This is a genomic window from Gluconacetobacter liquefaciens, assembly GCF_003350405.1.
Taxonomy (GTDB): Bacteria; Pseudomonadota; Alphaproteobacteria; order Acetobacterales; family Acetobacteraceae; genus Gluconacetobacter; species Gluconacetobacter liquefaciens.
In genome coordinates this window covers 1-24,054 of sequence record NZ_QQAW01000002.1, presented here as the reverse complement: position 1 = coordinate 24,054, position 24,054 = coordinate 1, and the positions used below count along the sequence as shown (strand labels likewise).

Here is a 24,054-nt window from a genome sequence, read left to right as displayed (position 1 = left end):
CTCATTTCTGCTTGGGGGAGGAAGAAATCGGTGACGGCACGAGCCACAGCGGCTGCGCGCGGCCGAGCACCGCAGCGACCGACAGGACGCCAAAATAGCGGCCATCAAGACTGGTCGGGATGGCCGGGTTCATGACGAAGATCTGGCCGGGCAGGACGTGCCGGCAGCCCTGCCACACCGGCAGCGAACGGCCGCGATGATCGTGAGCCAGCGCCGCGCCGAGCGCCTTGCCATCGACCGTGATGGCAGCACCAATGCGACAGACCCGTTGTCCCGGCAGTGCCGCGACCGGCTTGAGCAGCGGCACGCCGAGCGGCAGATAGCCGCCGCGCGCCAGCATCCCGGCGATGTCGGCCGGAGGCCGGATCGCCACCAGGTCGCCGACATGCAGGATCCGCACCGATTGCAGGCGATACAGCCCGACCGGTGTGCTGGCGGTGGCGTTCCAGATCAGCCGGGGTGCCGGACGGAAGAACGCACCCAGCATGATCGCCATCACCGCGACATAGGTGGTGAAGAACCAGCCGAAGCGCGTCATGACACCGCCCTCCGGCGCAACCAGGCGTGGTGGCGATCACGTGTGTAAGGGCGTGCCGCCTGCCCGGCGAGCATCCGATTGTGCAGATGCCGCCAATGCTCGGGCGCGACATCGACGGGGTCGATGCCGATAGCTTCGACGCGATCGATCGCTTCCAGCACCAGCCGGACCTTCGGCCAGCCGCTCTGGCGCAGCAGGCTCTCACCACCGGGCCGCACGAACGGCACCGTCTGATAGGGCTCGTCGGGACGGATGACGCGCACGATGTCGATGCAGGACACCACCGTGCCGTAATCGTTCGCCGCCCAGCGCAGGAACGCGAACACGCTGTCCGGCGGAAAGCTCAGTATCCGCCGCCGACGATCGAGAATCAGCTCTTGGGCGATAGAGCCGAAGCGGATCCAGTGCTCAATGCGCTTCTCGATCCAGGTCAGTTCGACGTGGGCAAACGTGTCGTTCATGGCGTGTCTCCGGGCGTATCGGGAAACTCGCGGGCCAGTAGCGCGCGCAGCATGTCGGCAACCGTCATGCCCCGCTGGAACGCCGCGACCTTGAGCCGGGCGCGGAAGGCCGGTGTGACGTCGATGGTCAGCCGGGCGGTAAAGCGGTTGGCAGCCGCAGGCTTGTCCGGCGCCCTGACCCAGCGTTCCGGGTCGGCGGGACGCGACGCGAAGCCGGGCCGCATGCGACGCTCCGTCATGGCGAAATTCCTTCGCCGATCAGGAACTGGCCACGCAGTCTCAGAGCGGCGTGAGCCTTGCCGGGCCAATCCGCCACGCGCCGGTCCCAGGCGAGCGATGTATCGCCATAGGGCGGCGGGTCGACCAGGATCATGTCGTAGGGGCCGTGCCAGGGCATCAGGAGCGCGCTGTCGCCAGTCAGCAGGGTCATGACACCAGCCCCCCGATCTCGGCCGTCAGGGCGGCGATTTCGCGGACGGCAATCCCATGCGGACGCAGGTCACAGACCAGACGGCCGGTGCGCGCAGCGTCGGCGAAGGCGACCCGCTGGCCGATCCGCGCCGCGAGTGCCGCCGGGTCATGCCCCACCAGCGCCAGCCGGGTTTCGCGGGCGATGACCGTGCGCGCAGCGCAGCGGTTGAGCACGAAACGGGCCAGCAGGCCGGGACGGAAAAGGCGTGCTTCCGCCAGCAGCCGCAGCATTTCGGCCGAGGCCCAGCCGTCGAACGGCGAGGGCTGCGCGGGGATCAGCACCAAGTCGGCAGCCAGCAGGGCGGAGCGCAGCAGCGCCGCCACACGCGGCGGACCGTCGATGACGACGTGATCCACCCCCTGAGCCAGTGCCGGCGCCTCGTGGTGCAGCGTGTCGCGCGCCAGCCCGATCACGCCGAACAGCCGGGGCAGTCCCTCCCGCGCCCGCTGCTCCGACCAGTCCAGCGCCGAGCCCTGCGGGTCGGCGTCGATGACCGTCACGCGCCGGCCTTCCCGAGCCCATTGACCCGCGAGATGCAGCGCCAGCGTTGTCTTGCCGACGCCGCCCTTCTGGTTGAGGAAGGCCACGATCAAGACCCCTCTCCGGGGGTTTTCCACGGATCGGAAGGGGTGCCAACATCCTTAAAGTTAGACTCTTTTAAGTTAGATTCTAAGTTAAGGGTACCATAACCGTTTGATTCAACGTCATGATTTGGCGTTTTCCGCAAACGATAGCACGGATGCCGTGGCAGTGATGGCACGGATAAATCCACAACTGATAGCACGGATGAATTCACAGCTTGTCCACAGGCGCCTGTGGATAGTTTGGCAGGCGCGAAGGCCAGCGTGTCATTGCCGCTGCGGTCGGGGCGCACCGACAGCCGATAACCCGGAAAGGGCTGCCGCTTCGCCATGTCGCGTAGCTCGAAGGCAAAGCGGCGATAGGGGGAAAGACTGGCGGATTTTTCGTAGAGATGGCGCAGGCCGAAGGCCCAGCCCGCACGCTGGCGACCGCCATGCTTGCGCACAATGCGATAGAGCCAGCGCTCCAGACCGCCTGTGAGGCCAAAATAGGCTGGGTCGATGGTCAGCACGAGCGCGTCATCGAGAACCGCCTGGTAGAACCAGTCGGGCAGGATCAGTTCGATCACGCGGGTGCGCCCTTCCCGCGCGGTGTGCCGCTTCCATTCGTTGATCCAGGAGAAGCGGTGCAGTTGCCCCGTCCCGGTCTGCCGGAGCGAGGTCTTGATCGTAGTAGATTGCAGCCGGTCGAACGCCGCTTCCAGCCGCTCATAGTCCCGCGCGCTGTCTCCCCGACCGATGAAGGTCAGGATCTCGCGCAGGCTGGCCACCATCAGCCGCGACGTGCGCCGACCGGCGTCACGCGCGGCAACGAGATGGCTGGCGGCCCAGATCAGCACGTCAGCATCCCAGATCGTGGCCATGCCATGTTCGGCTGACGCCTCCACCCGGATGGTGACATCCGGGGTCCGGTAATCGATCGGGACCATGCGAGGGGATTTGGCGAGGCTGAAGAATGGAAACGCCATCAGATCCTGCGCATCGCGAGGGGCAAAATCTCCCGCGATGGCATGGAACAATTCCAATTGCCCACGTTCGGAATGTTTCCTGCCAGACGACGACATCAGCGTCGGCTCCCGCGTGAGGTCGCCGGTGTCGGCGGGATCAGCGGGCTTTGCCGCGCCGCCGCCGATACGGTGCCGGCGGTCGTGTCGGAGGTGTGGGCGCGTGCCCCGCTCTCTACCCAGACCTGCAACTCATCGACCCGATAGACCACGCGGCCGCCGAGCTTAGAATAACGCGGGCCGGTGCCGTAGATCCGGTGTTTTTCCAGTGTGCGAATGGAAAGCCCGACGAAACGCGAGGCGTCGGGCGTGCGCAGATAGCGCGGCGGCAGATCGCTGTAATTGGCGGACATGAGGTGGCTCCGTGATCGCTGTCTGGGGCCGCGGGACAAATGCGGCCAACAGGGATCAGCGTGGCGGAGCAGGCATGTTCGGAACTAGGACCGATCTCGCACAGGCATGAGATCGGTCCTTGACAGACGAGAGGTCGCGGCATGCCCCCGCAAACAGACATGCGTTTCTGGACTTTGGTGAGGCCGACCTTGGCCGGGAGAGAGGATAGTCTTCCAATTAAGAGGGATTATCGAAAGGTAACCGATGTGGTAAAATCCTTGCTCAAACGAGAGGGATTTTTCTCAAATATGAAATTGCGGCAACTGGGTCAGAGCGGCCCTCGGGTGTCCAAGATCGGTCTTGGGTGCATGAGCATGTCCGGCATGTATGGTCCGACTGACAGGCAAGAGAGCATCGCTACCATCCATGCTGCGCTGGACGCCGGGATCACGCTTTTCGACACTGGCGATTTCTATGGCATGGGCCATAACGAGATGCTGATCGGTGAGGCGCTCAAGGGCGTCTCGCGCGACCAGTTCCTCGTCAGCGTCAAGTTCGGCGCGATGCGGGATCCAGGCGGCAACTGGGGGGCGTATGACGCTCGGCCTGCCGCTCTCAAGAACTTTCTGGCCTATAGCCTGCAACGGCTCGGGCTTGATCATATCGATATCTACCGGCCCGCGCGGCTCGATCCGGCGGTCCCGATCGAGGAGACGATCGGTGCCATCGGCGAGATGGTTCAGGCCGGTTATGTCCGGCATATCGGGCTTTCGGAAGTTGGCCCGGACACCATCCGGCGTGCGGCGTCCGTCCATCCGATCAGCGACCTTCAGATCGAGTATTCGCTGATCTCGCGTGGCATTGAGGACAAAATTCTTCCTGTCTGCCGCGAACTTGGTATCGGCATCACCGCCTATGGCGTCCTCGCGCGCGGTCTGATCAGTGGGCACTGGCAAGGGGCGAAGGGGCCGGGGGATTTTCGAGTCCGTAGCCCCCGCTTTCAGGAAGGGAATGTCGAGCGGAATTTGGCCCTTGTGGAGACATTACGCGACATTGCAGCCACCAGGGGCGCGAGTGTTGCGCAGTTGGCCATTGCCTGGGTGGCCGCACGGGGGGACGACATCGTGCCGCTGGTCGGAGCCCGCAGGCGCGATCGGCTCTCCGAAGCGCTGGGGGCACCTGATCTTGTGCTGACGCCTGACGATCTGGCGGCTATCGAGCGGGCTGTTCCCAAGGGGGCGGCAGCCGGGGAGCGCTACGATCCGAAGCAGATGGCGGTGCTCGACAGCGAGAAATCCGGGTTCGACGAAAGGTAGGAGCAAGAACGGCCGGCGCAGGTATTTGGCCTGTCCGGCTTTCATTTTTACTACCCAACCTGGCGATACTCTTCAGACACTTCCAGATTGACATATAGATACTTACGCCCGTTTTTCAGAACGAATCATAGAGCGGCTTTAGTCTTGAATGAGGCGGAAGTAGACTACGCCCCCCGAAATGGATGCCGCAAAAGGCGACGGTATCCCCCATCGGTCAGCGCACGCGCGAAACGCACCAGCCGCTTCATGCGGAAATGCAGATCATGGGAGAGCCAATCCCGCGTGGAGACCTTCTGGCCGAACAGAGCACCGGCGACCTCACGTTGAGAAACGCCGCTATCCAGACCGTCGAGCGTACGGAGCGCCAGGATCAGCCTGCTGATGCGATCGGATGACAGACAGGCCGGATCGCGACCAGGTGGGCGTCCGTTGAGGACGCGCCAGAGCCGCACGGCGGCCTGGACACGCACCTCGAATAGCGCGTCGAGCGGCAGAAACACGCCGACCTGCGCGCCGGCAGGCGGCAGGACGTACAGCCGCAGGATCGTCTCCCCCTGCTCGATCAATACTTCTCCAGCCATGTCGGGCGGCAGTCCTGTCCGAGCGAGGGAGAGCGGACGAGACGCCGCGTCAGCCAGTGCTGTCGGCAGGGGGACAACCGCAATCACGGCCGGCGATACCACAACAGTCCAGAGGGCGGTACGCGGATCGAGGGCCGTGCGGACACTCTCGAAATCGCAACCCCCAGCGCCGGGCGAAGGCTTCGGCGTCTGACGTGGACAGCGCAGCCCGACGCGCAGCGCGCTGAAGGGCGGCCCGGTCGCGGATAAAGTCCCGATTGCGACTGACAAACTGCAAGGCAAAGGCAGGGGCGTCGAGCGACCGCAGGCCCTCGTACGCGCCCGCCGACCGCCAGTTGGCGCGGCTCATGGCGTCGTCTCCGATGCGTAACGGGTGGTAACAGGGCAAGCACTTGCTCGCGAGAGTATGCCAGACCGTCCCGCTGCCCGCTACGCCCCGGCCATGCAACAGGTCTTGCAGATCACGCAACGATTGAGGGTGTCAGTGAGGCGCGCCGCCCCGCAGGAGATGCTGGTAGCCATGCTCGGTCATCCAGTGCGCCCGCACCAGATGGCTGTGCCAGCAACGGTGGACGCCCTCGGGATCGGCCGCCGGGTCGCGGTGCAGCACGATCCGGGCGACCTCGCGCCAGTCGGCGCCATCAGCCTCGGCGTCCAGCAGGCGGAGATAGGTGATCAGATGCTGTTCGTCGTAGCCGGTGAGACAGGACACTTCCGGAGCGCTGTCGGCGACGGGCGGGTCGAGCGGGGGCTTCTGCATGGGGGAGCCGATCAGGTCGGAGAGCGAACGCGACGCACCCTACCCTGCCGCGTTTCAGTGCCGGAAGTCTCGTGAAGAAACATGACGCCGTGCCCTTGTCCGGACTCGATGAACAGGATGCCCGCCGCCTCCAGTGCGCGGCGGACCTGGTCGATCGTGCCCTCATGGACACCGAGACCACGCTCGGATTCAAGACGCTTCAGCGCGGTCAATGCTACAAGGGCTTTTTCGGCGAGCCGTTCCTGCGTCCAGTTCAGGAGTGCCCGCGCTGCCCGTACCTGTCGGCCAGTGATCATCCACGATCACATCCGACAAGAGACAGGCACACACCAGAAATACGACTATATTAGTCGCTTAAAGGCAGTTCAAGCCAATTCTTTCAGAAGGAACCCGCGATCGATTCGGCGTCGTGATTTTCTGTAGGCGACCGACAGCAAGCGCGGTGGAGGATGCAAAAAAGCCCCCGCCTTACCCGGGAGCCTCCCTGTCCATGGCACCCTTGCGGTCCTGTGCCGCGATCGCCCGCTTCAGTTCGCGCTCGATCTGTGCCCGCTCGCGGCGGCTGATGGCGTAGCTGGTGAGTTCGGCGCGCAGCTGCTGAATGGTGTCGTGCAAATTGGTCATCGTCCTGCTCCTTCTGTTTGTCGAAGACAGGACCTGGCGTCATGCCCGGACGGGTCGGGTCATGGATCGCCCTGCGGGCGACCGGCTTGCCGGCGCGCGGGGGAGCCGATTTTGTTCGGGACGGCCGTCAGGCCGGCATGGACAAAATTGGGGGGACCGCCGTCCGTGACGCGGCCTGGCCGGGCATGGTACGATGGGAAGGCTGAGGGAAGCCCTGTTTTCTGCCCGCCCCGGAGACACGATGATCGGGCCGGGGCGGTCGATGAACCCTGCCTCTTTCGCGGCCTGCACCGCGAAGGCCCCGCCCGGACCGGCCGGGCGGGGGATCGCTGGCGCCTCAGTCGCCGTTACGGCGACCGTTGGGGCGGGACCAGATCAGGCTGTAACCCTCGCCGTCCTCGTCGTCGAAGAGATTGGCGAAGATCGGAGCGTTGAAGCTCGGATCGTCGAGCTTGAGGCTCAGATAGTCGCGCCCCTCGTTGGAGCGCCGGGACCAGGCCGCCCCGATCTCGACCCGGCCGACGAAGACGCGGTGGCTGGGGGCGTTCTCGTTCAGGCGCGTGGTCTCGGGGGCGATGCGGACGTTGGGGGTCTGGAGCGAGAGGGTGACGATCTCGCCGTTGTACCCGTTGCCGACTTTCTTGAAGGTGCCGATGGTGGCCATGATACTGCTCCGTGATCTCTGTTATCGAGCCCGCACCATTGCGGCCTCGATGGCGATCGGACAGACGGAGGCGAGCGGCGGCGCATCCCGCAGGGACCGAAGCGCAGCGGAGGATGGCGGGACGGAATTTTCTTGGTGCGCGAGGAATGACGGCGCAGCCGTCAGGGGAAGAAAATTATGGCCCGCTGTTGCGCCATAGCCGATCGAGGCGTAGCCGGCCTCCGGCTAGATCAGCCATCTTGAGAGGCGGCATGCGTGCGCGGCCCGACAGAGCACACATCACGGAGACCATGGCGACCGGCACAGCACACGAGATCCGGCGGCAACCAGAATAGCGGCGTCATCCTCCTTCCATACCAGCCACCGAACCGGCCCGTTCCGGGACAGCCCCTCGCTGAATATGCCCGGCTTTCCCTGTTGCAATCGGCCTGCGGGCAATCAAAGCGCCAGTCCGGTTGCTTCAACAGGCGGGCCGTATCCGGGTCAGCGCGTCACATCCGCGCTCGCTGCCCATCGCTGCCCGCCTCTCGATGACGCGGAAAGACAGGCAGGTGCCTGATCCATGCCTGCCCTCTGGTTGCCGTGCAGACCGTCAGACCCGCGCGATGCTCCCGCCAGCCGGTTCGGGCGGGGCCATGCCGGTAAAGCGGACGAACGCGGTGATGCCGACCGCGATGGCGCCGATCACCGAAAAGAAGAGCTGCCAAACTGCGGACGGCATCATCATCTGGGCGAGGCCGTGTGTGGCGCTATAACCGGCAATGATGGCGGGCACCGTATAGAGCAGGACGATCAGTCCTCGCAGCCAGATCCACGGCGCACAGGCAAGTGCAATCTGACCGACCGTGAAAGTCGCAATGCCCGCCATGACGCCCACGATCAGGGCACCGATCACTCCGGCGCCGGTATGGAACGCCCAGAGCCCGGCATACAGACCGCCGGCAAACGGCAAGGCGAAGACCGCGAGCGTGAACATGAGCCAGCAGAAAAATCCGATGCCGGCGACGATGAGGAACGGTGCGAAGATCACCATGGTGGCGGCTCCCGTAGAGATGACATGATCTGACGGTCGCACCTGCCACCACCACCACGGCGCAACCCGCATCATAGCGAAAACGATGTGTCGACGGAACGAGAATCATACTGGCGTCCGGCACGCGGACGTGCATCGTTATCGTCTCTCAGGGAGAAGACGTCATGGCGGAAATCACGGGGCGCGAACTGCATCTGGTCAAAAAGGCGCTCGCTATTGCGGTGCTGGCGATCGAGCGGCAACCAGGGCCGTTTCAGTCCTATTCGGACATGCAGGACATGAAGGGCCTACTCGATCTTCTGGTGCCTGGCGATACCGAACTGGCCTTTTATGCCCGTTCCGCGCGGATCGCGGTCACGGGCGATACGGACTGAAAACGGCGCTTACGCGCCGCCGCCGAACCGCAGGACCGGGATACCGAGGCGCTTCGCCTTGTCGGCCAGATTCTCCTGGATGCCTGTGCCGGGAAAGACGATGACGCCGATTGGCATGGTGTCGAGCAGCGCATCGTTGCGGCGGAAGGGGGCTGCCTTGGCATGCTTCGTCCAGTCCGGCTTGAAGGCGATCTGCGCGATCTCGCGGTGATCCGCCCAGCGTGAGGCAATGAACTCAGCACCTTTGGGCGAGCCGCCATGGAGCAGCACCATGTCGGGATGCTTTGCCCGCACCCTGTCGAGACGGTCCCAGATCAGGATATGGTCGTCGAAATCCAGGCCGCCGGTCACGACCACCTTGGGGCCTGGCGGGACCAGCAACTCGCCCTCGGCGCGGCGGCGGGCATTGAGGAAGTCGCGGCTGTCGATCATGGAGGCCGTCATGGTGCGGCGTGACACCAGCGAGCCGGTCTTCGGCCGCCACGCGCTCAGGGTCAGGCGCTCGAACTGCTCCTGCGCCTCGTCGCGGAAGATCTCGTAGGCGTTGCGACGCTCTATCAGGGTCAGCCCTTCGGCGACCAGCCGCTCCAGTTCCACCGAACGGATCTCGCTGCCATCCTGTTCCTGCTGACTGCGTTTCTGCGCCTGCTCGTTGCGGTCAAGCTCACGCTCGACCTGGCCGACCATGCGATGGAAGATGTTGACCGTGGACCAGAGCAGGGTTTCGAGGTCGGGTTCCAGCCGCGTGTCGGTCAAGGTCGCGGCGATGGCGTCGAAGATGTCGGCGACCGCGCCACCGATGCGCGGAGCTTCGGGCAGCGGTCTGGGATCGGGCTCGTCCTCGAAGGGACGGTAGCCATACATCTGGAGTTCGGCCAGCACGTGGGCGGTGGATGAAGCGGCGTGCGGCAGTTCGAAATCGTCGGTCGTGCGGTCCATGATGCGGTCCTCCCAGGTCTCCGGCCGCGCCCTTCGCGGCCTTTCCGGGGGCGAATAGCGGCAGACCAGGGACGGGCCGGAACCGCGCGCTCGCGCGCGGCCGCAGCATAGCGAAGGATGGCAGGGGGCCGGCTATTTTGCCTCGCGATGTAAAGCGCCCCCACAGGGCGCGACGGAAAATAGCCGGTCCCGCCATTGAAGGCACGGCCCGGCTGACGCCCGCTCCCCTCCAGAAAGGCCAGGGGCGCGGACCTGCCGGACGGGAGGCAGAACAAGGCCGCCAGACGAAAGCGGAAACCGCCCGCCCCTCTTTCCGGCCCGCTCAGGTGCCGGCGGTCTCCAGAAAGCGTGCCACGTCCGCTGGCGCGAGTTGCGGATGCAGGATCGCCCGCAGCGCACTGCGCCCAAAGGCACGGAGATCATCGTTGAAATCGCCAAGCCGCGGCGACAGACCGATCAGCTCGACCCCGGCGTCATCCGCGCGGGCGTGCAGCGTCGCCAGCGCCTGATCCCCGGCCGGATCGTCGTCGCGCAGGACGTAGAGACGGCGCAGCAGCGGGGGAAAGATCAGGGAAGCGAGATGCGCGGAGGACAGGCAGGCGGCCAATGGCAGATCGGGCAGAACCTGCCGCAGCGACAGGACCGTCTCGAGGCCTTCCCCGGCGGCGAGCACATCGGACGCCACCCCGAAGCGCACGGCATGGCCAAGCAGCCCGCCCAGGGCACGGCGCGGATGATCGACCGGCGCCTTGCCAAGGCCGTCCGCCGCCAGCCAGGTGCGATGCACGCCGGTCAGAGTGCCGTCGAGGTCGGTGACGGCGGCGATCATCGCGGGCCAGGTCTCGGTCGGACTGTCCTCGTCCGGGCGGTAAAAGCAGCGCGGATGGAAGCGCAGGGCGCCGGCTCCGTGCAAAAGCGTAATGTCGCGTCTACGGAGATACGCTTCTACGGACGTGCCCGCGATCGGCCCGGACATGGCCCATAGTCGTCGAGCCGCTTCGGAAGAACTGACGGAGCCACGCTCACGGGCCGGACGATCCTGTGACGATGGTATCGGATCAGGACGCGGCAGGCTGAGGAAGGCATGCGCCTCATCCGCCACATCGCGGAAATCCACCCGGCCGAGGCTCTCGCGGATCACGTCGAGCAGATCGCCATGCTCGCCGGACTGTGCGTCGGTCCATTTTCCCGCCCTGCCGTTGGCGGTGTCGTGCAGCCGGACGAACAGCGACCGGCCGGGCGCATTCCGCACGTCACCGACCAGCCAGTAATTGCCGTGGCGGCGACCAGCGGACAGATACCGTCGGCACACCGCCTCTGCATTCTCCGCCAGACGACGCGCGAGATCGCCTGCATCATGCGAGGTCATCGCCCTGCCCTCCTGTGTCGGGATCGCCTCCGTCGAGGGCGATCGCCAGCCAGCGATCGGTGGTCATCCATGAAATCGTCTTGCGCCGGCCAAGGTCAAGCAGATGCGCACCGCCACTGAACGCGCCTATCCGGGGACGTGAACAGCTATTGGCCCACTGGAACCCCCATCGGCCCCGCAAGCGGAATGTTCGTGCGCAGCGTAGCACGAATTCCACCACCTGCTGCGGATCTCCGGTTGTCTCGTCGTGCATCCAGAGTTTCGTGCCGCCATATTCGGGCACGATCGACAGAATGAATCCGTCAGACGGTGGATCTTCCGCCGCCAGTTCGTCCATGAACGCGTTGTAGAGGTCGAGCGCCTTGGCAGCGTTTTCCACCGTGCCCACATCGAGCACGCAGGAAAAATGCGTGAAGAAATCAGCCATCGGAAGACCTCCCGAAACGAAAAAGCCCGGCGCAGGGGCCGGGCTCGTAAAAACGTCTTTACGGAAAAACGGAAAAGCGGCTTTCAGGACGCACGCGCCATCAGCCTGCGGGCCTTCTCCTCCAGATCCAGCCGCGTGTCCTGATTGGCCTTCGTCCGCGCCAGTGCGGTAATGCCCTGCACGAAATCGAACACGCTCTCCGGCTTGCGCCCTTCCTCGTGCAGCACAGTTTCGATGATTTTGGTGGTTTCCGGTTTCGAGAACCCACGACGACGCAGGAAACTTTCTCGATCTTCATCGGTTCTGGCCACCAGTGCGCCGCGTGACGCCTGAATGCCGGAAACGAACGAGGCCGGGCTGGCGGTGGCGAAATTCCGCAGCGCGGGCGTGGCCTGATGCACGAAACGCGAGGCAGCAAACTTGCTGTGCCGGATCGTGATCTGTTCGAAATTCTCCACGCCCCACAACATGCGATTCTGGCATACTCCGCGCAGGTAAAAGGAGGCGATGCCGAGGCTCTTGCTACCGACCTCGCTGTTCCAGGCATAGAAACCCCGGAAATAGAGATCGGGTTCGCCGTTGGGCAGACGCCCGGCTTCGATCGGGTGCGTGTCGTCGACGAGGAACAGGAACACGTCGCGGTCCGACGCATACAGCGTCGTCGTTTCCTTCGTGATGTCGACAAAAGGATTATGGGTCATGGTGGCCCAGTCGATCACACCAGGTACCTTCCAGTTGGTATCGCCGGTGCCGTCACCCGCGATCTTGCGCACCGCCCCGACCAATTCGTGATCCCAGATGCGGCCATAATCCGGACCGGTCACGGCGCGCAGTTCCACCCGCCCGTCATCGGTCTCCAGTGTTTTGACCAGTTCGGCCCGATGCGACAGCAGCCCGTGCTGGAGATTGATCGCCGCCAGCGGAGCCGGCAGATCGCGCAGATAGGAAGACGGTGCGCCGACCAGGCTGCACATCTGGCCAAAGGACCAGTGCGTGGGTGCGATCGGGTCATTCTGGCCCGGCACAGCCAGCGTCAGACGCTCGGCGTTATCGCGGCTCGCCTCGACCCGGATCGAGCGGCTTTCCACCGTGCGGGCCGTGGCCCGATCCGCCCGCGCCAGGGTCGCGGCATGCAGATCGGACAGGGACAGGTAACGCTCGTCATCAGGACGCGAGAACCATTGGGACGATACGCGGCCGCTGCGGCCGCCACGGGACGGATCGATCCGGAAGCCGCCGCAACCGGAAGCAAGAACCTCACTCATGGAAACTCTCCTCTGAATGCCGGATATTCGGCATCAGAGGCGAAGCCTCCCTCTCACTCCTTTCCGGTCGAGCCAGCATGGAAAATCACGCCTGACCAATCTCCAAGGGGGCGGCCCGCTCAGCCGCCCGGAACGACAGCTATGCGGGGCAAACGGCCTGTCGGGTTCTGATCCTGAGGCAAATATATGTCATCTGGAGTGAACGAAGCATAAATCTATACATATCGCTGCGTAAATTGGGGGCCGCGACCAAACACCCTTCCCGGTGCTGTCCATTCCTCGAAAGTCACAAATCGAAAACGTCGCGTATCTGCTGTCTAATCTTCGCAGAGTCGATCGCGCCGTCCTGGCGGTTCTCTGAAGTGACAAGGCGTTCACCTCGCTTGTTCTCAGGACCGTCCGGCTCAAGACACATCACATTTTTGTACCACTCGAGTTTCTTCTCCCATCTATTTTTATACGTCGGATCGGAAAGCATCCCCAGATGCTCCCAATATACCGTTACACCGGTTGCAGAGTTCTCCGCTGTAAAATCAGGATAACGCTCGACCCCGTCGTCACCGCGAAGCGCCTTTTCGTAGTGATAATCGATATCCTCAGCATTGAGCGCATCAGCCACTACAACTTCCGAGATCGAGCGGACGAGTTCTCCTCTCGCGGTACGATGAATCAGGCGACGTTCAAGGAATGTCCCGCTTGGATCGGCGAGCATATCCGGGTCTGCGAAGAGATTGGTGTAGCGTCGTGCAACCTCAGAATACTTCGATGACGTGTAAGCTCTCAGATCCGATGCTTGTCCCTGCACGAACAATACAACCCTCTCGACCTGACGCGTTAAAGCCGTGTACAGTAACTCTCTGCTTAGAATGAAACACGGTTGCGGGATAACGACGAACACTTGGTCAAACTGGCTCCCTTGGCTCTTATGCACTGTAAGCGTATAGGCGAGCTCCAGCGTGATCGTGCCATCGTCACCAAAGTCACCCGGCCAATAAACGAACGTATTTCCCGGCTGGGTACGGAATTCAACGTCAAGACGTTCCGGTGTTTTGCCATCCCATTTCTTGCCGAACTTCGACTGCCCAACGACGATCCCGATCTCTCCGTTTGAAACCAGCTTTTTCCCCCGGCCGAGAACGTGACGCGTCTTGTTGGCAGTGGAAATGATCTTGTCGCCGTATATGATGCGTTCCGCACCATTCGGACGTGGCGTGCGGGGCCAAGGGCCTTCCGCCCACTTCAGCGCTTGCTTCCGGAAACGTTCGTGCAGAAAGCGATTCAGTTCTTCAACACCGTGCCCTTTTCCACGAACAGGCGTCAGAATCTGCCAGTTTTCGCATCGTGCTGCGGAGCCGATCCTGCTCTGTTCAGCCCACGTCGCGTTAAAAAAGACACCCTTGTCGGTTCCCTCACCTCCCAATGAGATGCCAAATCCACGCTCATCATCCTGATGTTCGATCTCGGGAACATGCCGAACGAGCGCTTCCAATAGCTGGTCCTTAAGTTCTTCATCCGTCTGCCAGCGGCGAACTTCTACATGTCCATCAGTCTCACCGAGCGCCAAGCGCGCCCAGATCTCGTCCGCTCCTGCATCTGGCGGTTCATCAGTGAACCAAGATGCCAGAAGAAGATCGTCGCGCCCTTCTTTGCCTTGGCCGGTTTGGCGGCGATGAACCGTCAGTTCTGTGTAGCCTGCCCCAACACGTGGAAAGGGCGGCTCTCGACCATCCTCCCATGGCCTGAGCGCCCTGGCTAGATCCACGAGAGGACGGCCAGCCCCGATCGGCGGGAGTTGTCGGTGGTCTCCCACAAGGACGATCCGCTTCGGTCCTTTGAGCGCATTGAAGACTGCAGCAAGCATGTCCTCTGTCACCATTGAGGCTTCGTCGATGATCACGGTTCCCGCGCCCTCAACCTTCGGAGAGTTTGAGAGATGATATTGCTGCGTTTCGGGGTCAAAGCGATCCGGCAGAAGGAACTGTGCGATTGTCAGAGCTTTCAGCCCCTCGATGTTCCTTTGCATCTGCACTCGTGCCTTGCCTGTCGGCGCCAGGAGAAGAATTCCGTCACCACTTACTTCAGGCAGGTCACAAAGCATCTGGAGCAACCGGGTTTTTCCCGTCCCGGCCGGCCCAAGGAGAAGTGAAAAACGTGCCGAAAAGAGCTCTTTGAGCGCGTCTGCTTTTTCCGTTCGGGCCAGTTCCTCGACTACGGCCTCATCGTGGTCCTTGGGCATGTCGCCAAGCGATTGATTGACCAGTTCTCGCCACGCACGATCCGTCTCGTGTCGCCGGCCTTTCCTGCGCTGGCTCACTTCCCGGCGCAGCAGATCGTCGATCTTGCGTCTCTCTCCGAACTGCCAGCCACGCGCTCCATCTGACAGCGACGCGTCGACGATTTCTGGAGTCATGACTGGATCCAGCAGCGGCAACAAGTCCTGAGTCGGATGACAAGGCGGGTCAAGTTCGAGTTCCCGGATTCCCTGCAGAACCTGATTAACAGGTAGCAGAGTATGGCCCTTAGCCTCTGCGTCTGCGAGCACATGAACCGCAAGACCCCGGACTCTCCTTGGGTCCTGATCGCCTTCGAGGCGGCTGATTTCCGGCAAGGGGAACGCCTCGCGCACCGACTGGTCGGGAAACATGCCGCGATCAATGGTCCCGACTGTTACCGCCTCAAGTCTGTGCCTGTCGATCTCGAAAAGCCGGTACGGATTGCAGAGAATTTCCTGATCGGTGATATCTTCTCGACTATCAGTGTTGAAAAAGCGAGACGCTTGGCCGATTGTCAGGCTGAACCGGGACAGAAGCTTCAAGAGATCCATCCGTTCGCTCTGCAGAACAGCAAGCCGTTTCCCGTCGAGCGCTTGTACTTGTGAAGCAGCCTGAGGGGACAAAACCGCTCTTGGATTCTCGAATGCGCGTGAAACGAGCGCCCACGGGTCGTCTGTCCATCGACCACTAATGCAATATCGCTGCGCGAGGTCCATGGCTAGCAGCGTACCGTAACGGATTTCGAACGCATGTAGCGCACTGCTGAGCCCGGGAAACGCTCCACGCAGATGCCATAATTCTGAAAGACGTTCGGAGATCCACTCTAGATGGCGATCCCATGCACCCGGAATGTGCTTCGCGATGAAGCGCACCTTATCTGCTAAAGAAAGAAGGCTTGCAATGGCAAGGTCGTGATCGACGTGCTCGGAAACATTGCTGAAAGACTCAAAGCCTTCTTCAGGCACGAAAGCGACGAATTCGGATGGATCGATGGTCCCGTCACGCTCTGCCAAAGCTAGGAGTTCCTGGTAGGGAAGCACGAAGCCGTCAAAGCCGTCAGGACGGATCGAATGAGAAACTGATCGTTCCCAGATAAGACCGCGCAGCTTCCCAACTGCATCGCCACCGTAAGCACTCTCTTGGGCGGACCCGACGGAGGTGATGCGTCCGACACCCACCAGCACGCGGCGCGGATCATCGGTCAATGGGGTGCGTTTGGCGTAGAGAAAAACGAGCGACTTCTCGGGCACTAGTGCACTGAAAAACGTGTCCAGCATGATCTGCTGATTGACGAAGTCATTGACCCAGACAGTGGCGAACGCCAGTTGCGGCTCGCGTGCAAGATCAAAGGGGAGTGCTAGCTCATTAGCGATAGCTTGTGCGTCGTCCTTGCGGGTCCAGCGAAAGGGGATAGTCTGCACGCTGTACGGAAGCAACCGGAACTCGTTCTCCGCGAAGTGGCCGTGCGTCTCGGGCGAAGAGGCGGCGAACGGATGATGGCTGCGCAGGGAATAGGCATTGACGTTCAGAGCTGCTCCACGCTCTGTCAGGCAGGCCGGAAGTTGCGTTTCCTTCACATCAGACCAGGCACGGCCGGCAACGGCTTCCTCGGCTGCATCTTGCCTTTCCTCACGAATCCGTTTGAGGACCATGCACCAACTGTTCTTCGAGGGCGCCTTGCACACCGTCCCAGTCCAGCCACTGTCGTGCCAAGGGAGTCGAACTGAAAGGTGTCGAACCGGTAGCTGTCTCGCGCCGTGATGCATCATAAACTTCCTTAGGTTTAACTTCTGCCCACCGCGCTGGTTGCCGGTGATATCCCTATTGATTCCGAAGCCTTCAATACGAAAGATAGACGTTAAAAATATAACAGCACTGACGGGGCCAAACTACCCGGCGCCCATGCATACACGACCCGCCAAGCTAGCTGAGCAATGCGAGGCCGCTGAAAATCAAGACGCCTCGACACCTCGATAGGACGCGTCGTCGCTATTGCCGTCGAATTCGATCACCTTCTTGAAGTCTGCTGTGGGGTTGACGTTAATGACCAACTTGAAGGCGATTGTGTTGAAAAACCCTCGCCGAAGTTTGCGGTGAGGATGACCCTGAAGCCAGCTTGACGAGGTCCTTCATCTCATCCGGCGGCCATCGCCACCCGAGATGGGACGAGCTTGGCCATCTTGCGGAGGTTCTGGGCGGTGGCGGCGAGGAGGAACTCGTCATGAGCGCCGTTTGGACCACGTAATCGCAGGCGACCCAGTTTCAGGATCCGTTTGAGGTGGGCGAACAGCATCTCGACCTTCTTTCGCTGTCGCCGTGCTGTGGCATAGGTATCGGTCAACGCGAGGTCGCGCGCCAGGTCCCGTGCGCCTTCATGGACCGAGCGCATGATCTTGCGGGCCGGTGTATTCGGCGTGCAGCGCTGTCGGAAGTCGCAGACGTCACAATCGTGCTTGCTGGCGCGGTAGCGGATGAACCCGTCCTGATCGACCTGTCCACGCGGCGCCGCGGAATGACGCTGCGACGGCCGCAGTTCCTTGCCGGCCGGGCAGATGTAAAGGTCGTGCGCGTGGTCGAACCTGAAATCCGATCGGGCGAACGTTCCGTCGCTGCGGGCTGATTTATCGAACACCGGGATATGTGGCTCAATGCCGCACTCATCGACCAGCCAGGCCAGATTCGGGGCGTCGTCATAGGCAGTGTCGGCTGCCAGACGTGCTGGCCAAAGGTCGAACCGGTCCTGCACCCGCTCGATCATGCGGCGTTGCGCCGTGATCTCGGCCTGCCGCACCGCGGTCGTTGCCTCAACGTCCATGATGACCGCATGATCCAGGTCGATCAGGTAATTCGTGCTGTAAGCGAAGAAGGCACGCTCCGGCGTGGCGGCCGTGAAGCGTGCGGCCGGGTCGGTCGGTGCCAGCTTTTTCGGCACGACGGGCGTCGAGGCACCGAACGCGGCATCGTCCAGCGTTTCCAGGTATTCCCGTACCGCACGGCCAGCAGCATCAGGCGGCAGGCCCTCCTCACCGGGCACAGCCCGCTGACGGTCGACATCAGCGCGGATCAGGCTGGCGTCGACACCGAAACTCTCGCCGCCTACCAGTTTCTCGGCGATGCAGCGCCGAACGGTGGTTTCAAAGACCTGCCGCAGCAAATCACTCTCGCGGAAGCGGCCGTGCCTGTTCTTGGAAAACGTCGAGTGATCCGGCACGGCGCCGTCCAACCCGAGGCGGCAGAACCAGCGATAGGCGAGGTTCAGGTGAACCTCCTCGCACAAGCGGCGTTCGGAGCGGATGCCCATGCAATAGCCAACGATCAGCATCCGGATCAGAAGTTCCGGGTCAATCGAAGGCCGCCCAGTGTCGCTGTAGAATGGCTGCAGGTGTTTGCGAACTGCCGCCAGATCCACAAAGCGGTCAATCAGCCGGAGCATGTGGCGCTCGGGAACATGCTGCTCGAGACTGAACTCGTAAAACAGCGCCTCCTGCATCCCCGTCCGCTCGCCCATCATCCGCATCGCCCTTCAACCTGTTGCGATACTGAATCAGCAGGCAACAATTACCGCAAGACGGTGTTTTTCAACACAATCAAGGCGTAAGCCGACATAATTTTGGATCACAAACTCTACCTTTTACGAGGGCAGGAGGTATTTATTTCAGTAAGAGGTCATGCATGGGCAGAAAAAAGCATCAAAACAGCCTGGTAATCCGACTTTGTTCTCAACTTGCGACTGCCGCAAGCTCTCAGAACCAATCCTGTCCCGTAAACACTTATAGGTTCCGGAATTCCGTCAAATCACTGATGTAGCGGGGTTTTGCTATGCGCAAATTGAGACCGTCTTCTGGGGAACTTTTTAATTCCAGAGGTTTAGCGAAAGTAGGTTCAAATCAGGATTATCATACCTCACAGCCACTTGCGGTTATCCGCATTGACGTGAGAGGCTGTTACAATCAGTGTCAATCGCATAACAAAGCTTCTAAAGGATGTTATTTATGAATACAGAGAAAAAAATTAGCAAGCTAGAGGAGTATCATCAAAGTGCTAGACCATTTATGCCTAATGATGATCATGATGAGACTATAGCTCCATATGATCAATGGACTGCGTTCAAGAAGTGGTATCAGGCAAGCGGAAAGGAATGTTTTAAATTAGCATTTAAAGAAGCGAGCAAAAAATCCATTCCGGAAAACAAAAGCAATGAATGGCTTATCACGACAGGACTTCCAATAAGTAACGATGACTACGAAAAAAAGTCAAACGATGTTAATTTTTTTCGTGTAAACGCATTTTGGTTTTTAGCGGAAGTTGATGACATTATTAAGAAATATTCTCTTCCGTCTGAATATAACACCTTGGGAATGGCCTACGCGCAAATAATGAATTTCATTAGCCAGTTAATACTGTATAGTGATTATATGTTAAATATCTGTGCACGAAAATTTTCTGAATCTCCAGAATACAGCATAGATATTAATCCTGAAGCTCATGTGCATGATCTTTACTCAACGGCTAGATTTATTATTTATGGAAGCTTTGCACATAATAACAATCCAGACGCGTCCATATCAATAATTCGTCAAGCGTTAGAAATTAGAATTCGCAGGGCCTTTGGAATAAATTATAAAATTGATCAAAGCAGAAATAAAATTCCCATATCGCTGAGTGAAATAATTGCGGCCATGGAACCATACAAAGATGACATCGAGATGAAAATAGATTTTTTATCATTGAAAAAGATAAACTCGTGGGCAAATGCATACCTTCATTCAGGTGTAAAAAGATTTATTTGGATTCCCGCGAGAATGCTGGACCATATTTCTGGCTTTATATTAGGTGGAGATCAAGCTACTGGTTTTCATATAACAATGAATAGCGGTATAGAGATGAGAAGGGATACGTTTGTATCCATTAAAGAGAAATTAAAGGAAAATATTGGTGATAAATATCAATTAGAAGATGAAGATATGAATAAATGCGATATCGTCCTAAAATAAAAACAAAGGTATTGTAAATTAATGCGTAGATTTTCGCTGTGAAATTAGTGGTGGCCTTGGACTGCCTGCGATGATTGGTCCGATTTTATAGTTAGCTGATATGCGCTTCTGATGCCCGCCTGGCCGGGAGGTGAAGCGCAGCGGAACCGAGCGGCCAGGCTGGCACTTTGATTGTTTCCGGCGCTGGCGGGCGGTATTGCAGGCTGCTGTGTGGGCGCATCCGATTGTAATGCTCACGCCACCAGCCGGTGACGATTCTTACCTCCTCAAGGCTGTAGAAGATCTCGCCATTGAGCAGCTCGTCCCGCAGACGGGCATTGAAGCTCTCGATGTAGCCGTTTTCCCAAGGGCTGCCGGGTTCGATGTAGAGGGTGACGACACCCAGCCGGCCCAACCATTCGCGCACCGCGTTGGCGACGAATTCGGGGCCGTTATCAGATCGGATATGCCCAGGCGGCCCATGCTCGATGAACAGATCGGCCAGCACGTCGATCACGTCGTGCGATCGGAACCGCCGCAGCGGCACCATTGCCCGACATTCCCGGCTGAACTCGTCGATGATGTTGAGCATCCGATATCTGCGGCCGTTGTGCGTCCGATCTTCGACGAAGTCATAGGACCACACGTGCCCACGATGCTGTGGGCGCAGCCGGATGCACGATCCATCGCCCAGCCATAGCCGACGCCGTTTCGGTTGCCTCTTCGGAACTTTGAGACCCTCCCGCCGCCAGATCCGCTCGACCACCGACAGGCTGACCTGCCAGCCAGCACGCCCCAGAAGAGCATGGATGCGGCGATAGCCATAGCGGCCGTAATCCTTGGCCAGCGCGATGATATCGGCCGTCAGTCGATGCTCGTCGGTATCATCCTTTGGCAGATGACGCTGCGTCGAGCGGTGCTGGCCAAGCACCCGGCAGGTCCGCCGTTCCGATACCGCCAATGCACGACGGACCTGTGCGATCGCCTCACGGCGACGGGAGGGGCTCAAAAAGTCAGTTTCGACGCCTCTTGCAGGATCGCCTTGTCCAGTGCGAGATCCGCCACCAGCTTCTTCAATCGAGCATTTTCCCGCTCCAGATCCTTCATGCGACGCGCCTGATCCACCTTCAGGCCGCCATATTCCTTGCGCCACCGATACAGCGTTTGTTCAGCGATGCCGGTCTGTCGACACGCTTCCACCGCCGTCGCACCTCGGCCAACGAGCACATCTACCTCACGCAGCTTCGCGATGATCTGCTCAGGCGTAAAACGTTGACGTCCCATGTAATCCTCCAATCCTTATGCCCCATAGGGCTCTCCTCAGAATTGGACCAGTTTTCTCAAGGCAGACCAATGTCGCGAAAAGCACGAAACTGGTCCAGCGGATGCAGAGCCACGCGCTGGACGTTTTCGGCCAGGGAATCATCCTCGGCGAGAATAGCCGATCCGGCCTCCCGCACGACACAGGGCACCGGGGCCGTCTTCACCAGTTTCTTCTGCTTCACCAGCAGTTCGAGCGCGCGGAAGCGGCGGCCACCGGCAGGCACCTCATAGGTGCCGGTTTCTGCCCCCTCCCCGTTCAGGACGGGGCGGACGTTCAGGCTCTGGAGCAGGCCACGACGTTCGATATCGCGGGCCAGTTCCTCGATCGACAGGCCGGCCTTCACGCGCCGCACGTTGGACTGCGACAGCACCAGCCTGTTGAAGGGAATATCACGGGACGCATTGAGGGCGATTTTCTGGATGGCGCTCGCCATGGCTGGACACTCCGTCACGGACGGGCGGAAGCCTCTCTCCCACCCCTGAATCCGTCACGAAAACCCCGCTTCCCTCTTCCTCTCTCCCAGCCCCACCAGACGCCAAATCGCATCCACGGAACCGCGTAGAGACGGCCTTACGGAACGCAGGTCCGCGCCAACTAACCCGCGAGTCGATACGCACCACGATAAATTGCGACTATTATAGTCGCGCAATCACCATTTTGTGATAACGCCGACCACGATAGCCGTGAATATTCGCGACTATCCCAAAGCCCGCTTCGTACGATCCATCTCCCTGTTTCCGCGTATTTTTCTGTTCACGCACATCCCGTCTGACATCCACAGTGCCGTAAGAACTAACCAGAGGTCCATGCAGAAAGGACGGGAAGATGGCACGCCAACGCGATACGATAGCTGGCAAGCTGCGGCTCGTTCTCGACGCCCCGGACGCCAACGTGACCCCATTGCGCAGTGGAGCCGATCCGCGGCTGGTCAGTCTGGTCCGGCTTCTGGCCCGCCAGGCCGCACGGGATTTCGTCAACGCTGAAGTGGAGGCCGCAAGGCGACGCGATCTCCAGGATTAGGGAGATGGGGATTGTGAAAGTCGCGCTCTACGCCCGCTATTCGTCCGAAAACCAGCGTGATGCCTCGATTGAGGATCAGTTACGCCTCTGCCGACTTCATGCAGAGAAGCAGGGCTGGACGATCGTCGACAGCTACACGGACCGGGCGATCTCCGGTGCCTCCCTGCTCCGCCCCGGCATTCAGGAACTGATCCAGGACGCCACGCGCGGCCGCTTCACGATCGTACTGGCCGAAGCCATGGACCGACTGTCGCGCGACCAGGAAGATATCGCGGGCCTGTTCAAGCGGATGACCTTCTCCGGCGTGCGGATCATCACCCTTTCCGAGGGAGACGTCACACACCTGCATATCGGCCTCAAGGGCACCATGAACGCCCTGTTCCTCAAGGATCTGGCCGAGAAGGTCCGGCGAGGGCTGCGCGGACGCGTCGAGGACGGCAAGTCCGGCGGTGGTAATTCCTATGGCTATGACGTGGTGCGCCAGTTCGATGCGAAAGGCGAGCGCATCCGGGGCGACCGGACCATCAATGAGGAGGAGGCCCGCACAGTCAGGCGGATCTTCACCGATTACACGCGGGGCAAGTCGTCGCGCACGATCGCCATGAAACTGAACCGTGACGGCGTTCCGGGGCCACAGGGCCGTGAGTGGGGGCCGTCCACCATTCACGGCAATCGGGAACGCGGCACCGGTATCCTCAACAACGAGATGTATGTCGGGCGTCTGGTCTGGAACCGCCTGCGCTACCTCAAAGACCCCGATAGCGGCAAGCGCGTCTCGCGCCTCAATCCTGAATCCGAATGGGTGATCCAGGACGTGCCGGAGTTGCGGATCGTCGAGCAGGATCTGTGGGACGCTGTAAAGGCACGCCAGGCCGAAACAACCTTCAGCCAGCCGGAACGGGGAAACGAGGCCCTCAGTGAGCGGCGGCGTCCCCGCCATCTCTTTGCCGGACTCATCCGTTGCGGCTGTTGTGGCGGTGGTTACAGCATGATCTCGAAGGATCTGCTGGGCTGCTCGACGGCGCGTAACAAGGGCACCTGCGACAACCGCCTCAACATCCGTCGCGACGCGCTGGAAGCCTCGGTCCTGAGCGGGCTGCGTACGCATCTGATGGAACCGGAACTGTTCAAGGAATTCTGCAACGAGTTCACCCGTGAGGTGAACCGACTGCGCATGGAGCATGGTGCCGATCTGGTTGCCATGCGAGAAGAATTACCGCGCATTGATCGGGAACTGACAAAACTTCTAACGGCGCTCAAGGCTGGTGGACCAATCCAGGCAATCGTCGACGACATGAAGCGGTTGGAAGCACGCAAGGCCGAAGTGACAGAGCGTCTGGCCAACACGGAGGAGCCGCCTCCCCTCCTGCATCCTAATATGGCGGAGATATACCAGCAGCGGATTGCGTCCCTCTATGAAAGTCTTCAGGCCGAGGACACGAAGACCGAGGCGGCCGAGCGCCTGCGCACACTCGTCTCGCAGATCACTCTCCAGCCAGCCGACGGCGAACTGGCGATCATCCTGCGCGGCGACCTGGCGGCGATCCTGCAGTTCGCGGCGCACAAGAAAAACGCCACGGTCCATCCGGACAGTGGCGTTCTCGATGCGTTCGTATCGCAAGTATCGTTGGTTGCGGGGGCAGGATTTGAACCTGCGGCCTTCAGGTTATGAGCCTGACGAGCTACCGGGCTGCTCCACCCCGCGGTGGTGTAGGTAGACTGG

Annotated in this window: 26 protein-coding genes, 1 tRNA gene and 1 pseudogene; 5 read left to right on the top strand and 23 right to left on the bottom strand. The window is 60.7% G+C overall.

Features of this window, described 5'->3' with window-relative positions; genetic code table 11:
• Position 1: 1 nt before the first annotated feature.
• From C7453_RS03370 to C7453_RS03340, 7 genes are read right to left on the bottom strand one after another with little or no spacing between them, the layout of a single operon-like run.
• Complete coding sequence (locus C7453_RS03370; protein ID WP_114726151.1) at positions 2–538, bottom strand: S26 family signal peptidase; 537 nt, start codon at positions 536–538, stop codon at positions 2–4.
• Positions 535–999, bottom strand: coding sequence for a DUF2840 domain-containing protein (locus C7453_RS03365; RefSeq protein WP_114726150.1), 465 nt, complete (start codon positions 997–999; stop codon positions 535–537). Before C7453_RS03365 ends, C7453_RS03370 begins: the two co-directional genes overlap by 4 nt.
• Positions 996–1,238 (bottom strand): ribbon-helix-helix protein, encoded by a 243-nt coding sequence (locus C7453_RS03360; protein ID WP_114726149.1) that lies wholly within the window; start codon positions 1,236–1,238, stop codon positions 996–998. The genes C7453_RS03365 and C7453_RS03360 overlap by 4 nt, the downstream gene beginning before the upstream one ends.
• Positions 1,235–1,429, bottom strand: coding sequence for a hypothetical protein (locus tag C7453_RS03355; RefSeq protein ID WP_245948755.1), 195 nt, complete (start codon positions 1,427–1,429; stop codon positions 1,235–1,237). The genes C7453_RS03360 and C7453_RS03355 overlap by 4 nt, the downstream gene beginning before the upstream one ends.
• A complete protein-coding gene (gene parA / locus C7453_RS03350; protein WP_114726148.1) occupies positions 1,426–2,064 on the bottom strand; it encodes a ParA family partition ATPase in 639 nt (212 codons plus the stop codon). The genes C7453_RS03355 and parA overlap by 4 nt, the downstream gene beginning before the upstream one ends.
• Positions 2,061–3,116, bottom strand: a complete 1,056-nt coding sequence (locus C7453_RS03345) for a replication initiator protein A (RefSeq protein ID WP_114726147.1) — start codon at positions 3,114–3,116, stop codon at positions 2,061–2,063. Before C7453_RS03345 ends, parA begins: the two co-directional genes overlap by 4 nt.
• On the bottom strand, positions 3,116–3,409 hold the full coding sequence (locus C7453_RS03340; protein ID WP_114726146.1) for a helix-turn-helix transcriptional regulator: 294 nt from the start codon (positions 3,407–3,409) through the stop codon (positions 3,116–3,118). Before C7453_RS03340 ends, C7453_RS03345 begins: the two co-directional genes overlap by 1 nt.
• Positions 3,410–3,568: 159 nt before the next feature.
• Here C7453_RS03340 and C7453_RS03335 point away from each other — a divergent pair, with 159 nt between their 5' ends.
• Positions 3,569–4,705, top strand: coding sequence for an aldo/keto reductase (locus C7453_RS03335; RefSeq protein ID WP_456303624.1), 1,137 nt, complete (start codon positions 3,569–3,571; stop codon positions 4,703–4,705).
• Positions 4,706–4,869: 164 nt separating this feature from the next.
• Here C7453_RS03335 and C7453_RS03330 read toward each other — a convergent pair whose 3' ends face one another.
• The 7 genes from C7453_RS03330 to C7453_RS03300 all read right to left on the bottom strand — a co-directional run bounded on the left by C7453_RS03330 (position 4,870) and on the right by C7453_RS03300 (position 8,367).
• Positions 4,870–5,286, bottom strand: coding sequence for a DUF2285 domain-containing protein (locus C7453_RS03330; RefSeq protein WP_114726144.1), 417 nt, complete (start codon positions 5,284–5,286; stop codon positions 4,870–4,872).
• A 49-nt stretch (positions 5,287–5,335) separates the two neighbouring features.
• Positions 5,336–5,635: a transcriptional regulator domain-containing protein gene (locus tag C7453_RS19270; RefSeq protein WP_245948754.1), complete on the bottom strand. Its 300-nt coding sequence runs from the start codon at positions 5,633–5,635 to the stop codon at positions 5,336–5,338.
• Positions 5,636–5,767: 132 nt separating this feature from the next.
• Positions 5,768–6,046, bottom strand: coding sequence for a DNA -binding domain-containing protein (locus tag C7453_RS03320; RefSeq protein ID WP_114726143.1), 279 nt, complete (start codon positions 6,044–6,046; stop codon positions 5,768–5,770).
• 11 nt (positions 6,047–6,057) lie between these two features.
• Positions 6,058–6,342, bottom strand: a complete 285-nt coding sequence (locus C7453_RS03315; RefSeq protein WP_114726142.1) for a helix-turn-helix domain-containing protein — start codon at positions 6,340–6,342, stop codon at positions 6,058–6,060.
• 172 nt (positions 6,343–6,514) lie between these two features.
• On the bottom strand, positions 6,515–6,670 hold the full coding sequence (locus tag C7453_RS18860; RefSeq protein WP_170143108.1) for a hypothetical protein: 156 nt from the start codon (positions 6,668–6,670) through the stop codon (positions 6,515–6,517).
• 337 nt (positions 6,671–7,007) lie between these two features.
• Positions 7,008–7,334, bottom strand: a complete 327-nt coding sequence (locus tag C7453_RS03310) for a DUF736 domain-containing protein (protein WP_018308129.1) — start codon at positions 7,332–7,334, stop codon at positions 7,008–7,010.
• Positions 7,335–7,926: 592 nt separating this feature from the next.
• Positions 7,927–8,367 carry a hypothetical protein gene (locus tag C7453_RS03300; protein WP_114726140.1) on the bottom strand — a complete coding sequence of 147 codons (441 nt, stop codon included), beginning with the start codon at positions 8,365–8,367 and terminating at the stop codon, positions 7,927–7,929.
• 164 nt (positions 8,368–8,531) lie between these two features.
• On the opposite strand from C7453_RS03300, the gene C7453_RS03295 reads away from it, so the two are divergent.
• Positions 8,532–8,741, top strand: coding sequence for a hypothetical protein (locus tag C7453_RS03295; RefSeq protein ID WP_114726139.1), 210 nt, complete (start codon positions 8,532–8,534; stop codon positions 8,739–8,741).
• A 9-nt stretch (positions 8,742–8,750) separates the two neighbouring features.
• On the opposite strand, the gene C7453_RS03290 is transcribed toward C7453_RS03295, so the two are convergent.
• The 6 genes from C7453_RS03290 to C7453_RS03265 form a co-directional block, all read right to left on the bottom strand.
• A complete protein-coding gene (locus C7453_RS03290) occupies positions 8,751–9,680 on the bottom strand; it encodes a DUF2493 domain-containing protein (RefSeq protein ID WP_114726138.1) in 930 nt (309 codons plus the stop codon).
• 322 nt (positions 9,681–10,002) lie between these two features.
• Positions 10,003–11,049, bottom strand: coding sequence for a DUF7146 domain-containing protein (locus tag C7453_RS03285; protein ID WP_114726137.1), 1,047 nt, complete (start codon positions 11,047–11,049; stop codon positions 10,003–10,005).
• The gene (locus C7453_RS03280; protein ID WP_114726135.1) at positions 11,036–11,476 is read right to left on the bottom strand and encodes a hypothetical protein; all 441 of its coding nucleotides are present in this window, start codon (positions 11,474–11,476) and stop codon (positions 11,036–11,038) included. The genes C7453_RS03285 and C7453_RS03280 overlap by 14 nt, the downstream gene beginning before the upstream one ends.
• Before the next feature lie 83 nt (positions 11,477–11,559).
• A complete protein-coding gene (locus C7453_RS03275) occupies positions 11,560–12,741 on the bottom strand; it encodes a DUF932 domain-containing protein (protein ID WP_114726133.1) in 1,182 nt (393 codons plus the stop codon).
• A 286-nt stretch (positions 12,742–13,027) separates the two neighbouring features.
• Positions 13,028–16,666, bottom strand: a complete 3,639-nt coding sequence (locus tag C7453_RS03270; RefSeq protein WP_170143107.1) for an AAA family ATPase — start codon at positions 16,664–16,666, stop codon at positions 13,028–13,030.
• Between the two features lie 482 nt (positions 16,667–17,148).
• On the bottom strand, positions 17,149–18,525 hold the full coding sequence (locus tag C7453_RS03265; RefSeq protein WP_114726637.1) for a transposase: 1,377 nt from the start codon (positions 18,523–18,525) through the stop codon (positions 17,149–17,151).
• Positions 18,526–19,006: 481 nt separating this feature from the next.
• Here C7453_RS03265 and C7453_RS18610 point away from each other — a divergent pair, with 481 nt between their 5' ends.
• Positions 19,007–20,008 (top strand): hypothetical protein, encoded by a 1,002-nt coding sequence (locus C7453_RS18610; RefSeq protein WP_141288920.1) that lies wholly within the window; start codon positions 19,007–19,009, stop codon positions 20,006–20,008.
• 91 nt (positions 20,009–20,099) lie between these two features.
• Here C7453_RS18610 and C7453_RS03260 read toward each other — a convergent pair.
• Both C7453_RS03260 and C7453_RS03255 read right to left on the bottom strand, forming a co-directional pair.
• A protein-coding gene (locus tag C7453_RS03260; RefSeq protein ID WP_114726128.1) for an IS3 family transposase occupies positions 20,100–21,271 on the bottom strand; the annotation gives its coding sequence in 2 pieces (ribosomal slippage) (positions 20,100–21,004 and positions 21,004–21,271; 1,173 coding nt in all).
• 68 nt (positions 21,272–21,339) lie between these two features.
• Positions 21,340–21,744 (bottom strand): annotated as a pseudogene (locus tag C7453_RS03255) (ParB/Srx family N-terminal domain-containing protein); the annotation flags it as partial.
• A 392-nt stretch (positions 21,745–22,136) separates the two neighbouring features.
• Between C7453_RS03255 and C7453_RS03250 the strand changes: the two are divergent.
• Both C7453_RS03250 and C7453_RS03245 read left to right on the top strand, forming a co-directional pair.
• The gene (locus C7453_RS03250) at positions 22,137–22,331 is read left to right on the top strand and encodes a hypothetical protein (RefSeq protein ID WP_007400124.1); all 195 of its coding nucleotides are present in this window, start codon (positions 22,137–22,139) and stop codon (positions 22,329–22,331) included.
• Between the two features lie 13 nt (positions 22,332–22,344).
• Positions 22,345–24,003, top strand: a complete 1,659-nt coding sequence (locus tag C7453_RS03245; RefSeq protein WP_114726636.1) for a recombinase family protein — start codon at positions 22,345–22,347, stop codon at positions 24,001–24,003.
• Here C7453_RS03245 and C7453_RS03240 read toward each other — a convergent pair.
• Positions 23,960–24,036, bottom strand: a tRNA-Met gene (locus C7453_RS03240). The genes C7453_RS03245 and C7453_RS03240 overlap by 44 nt on opposite strands.
• Positions 24,037–24,054: the final 18 nt, after the last annotated feature.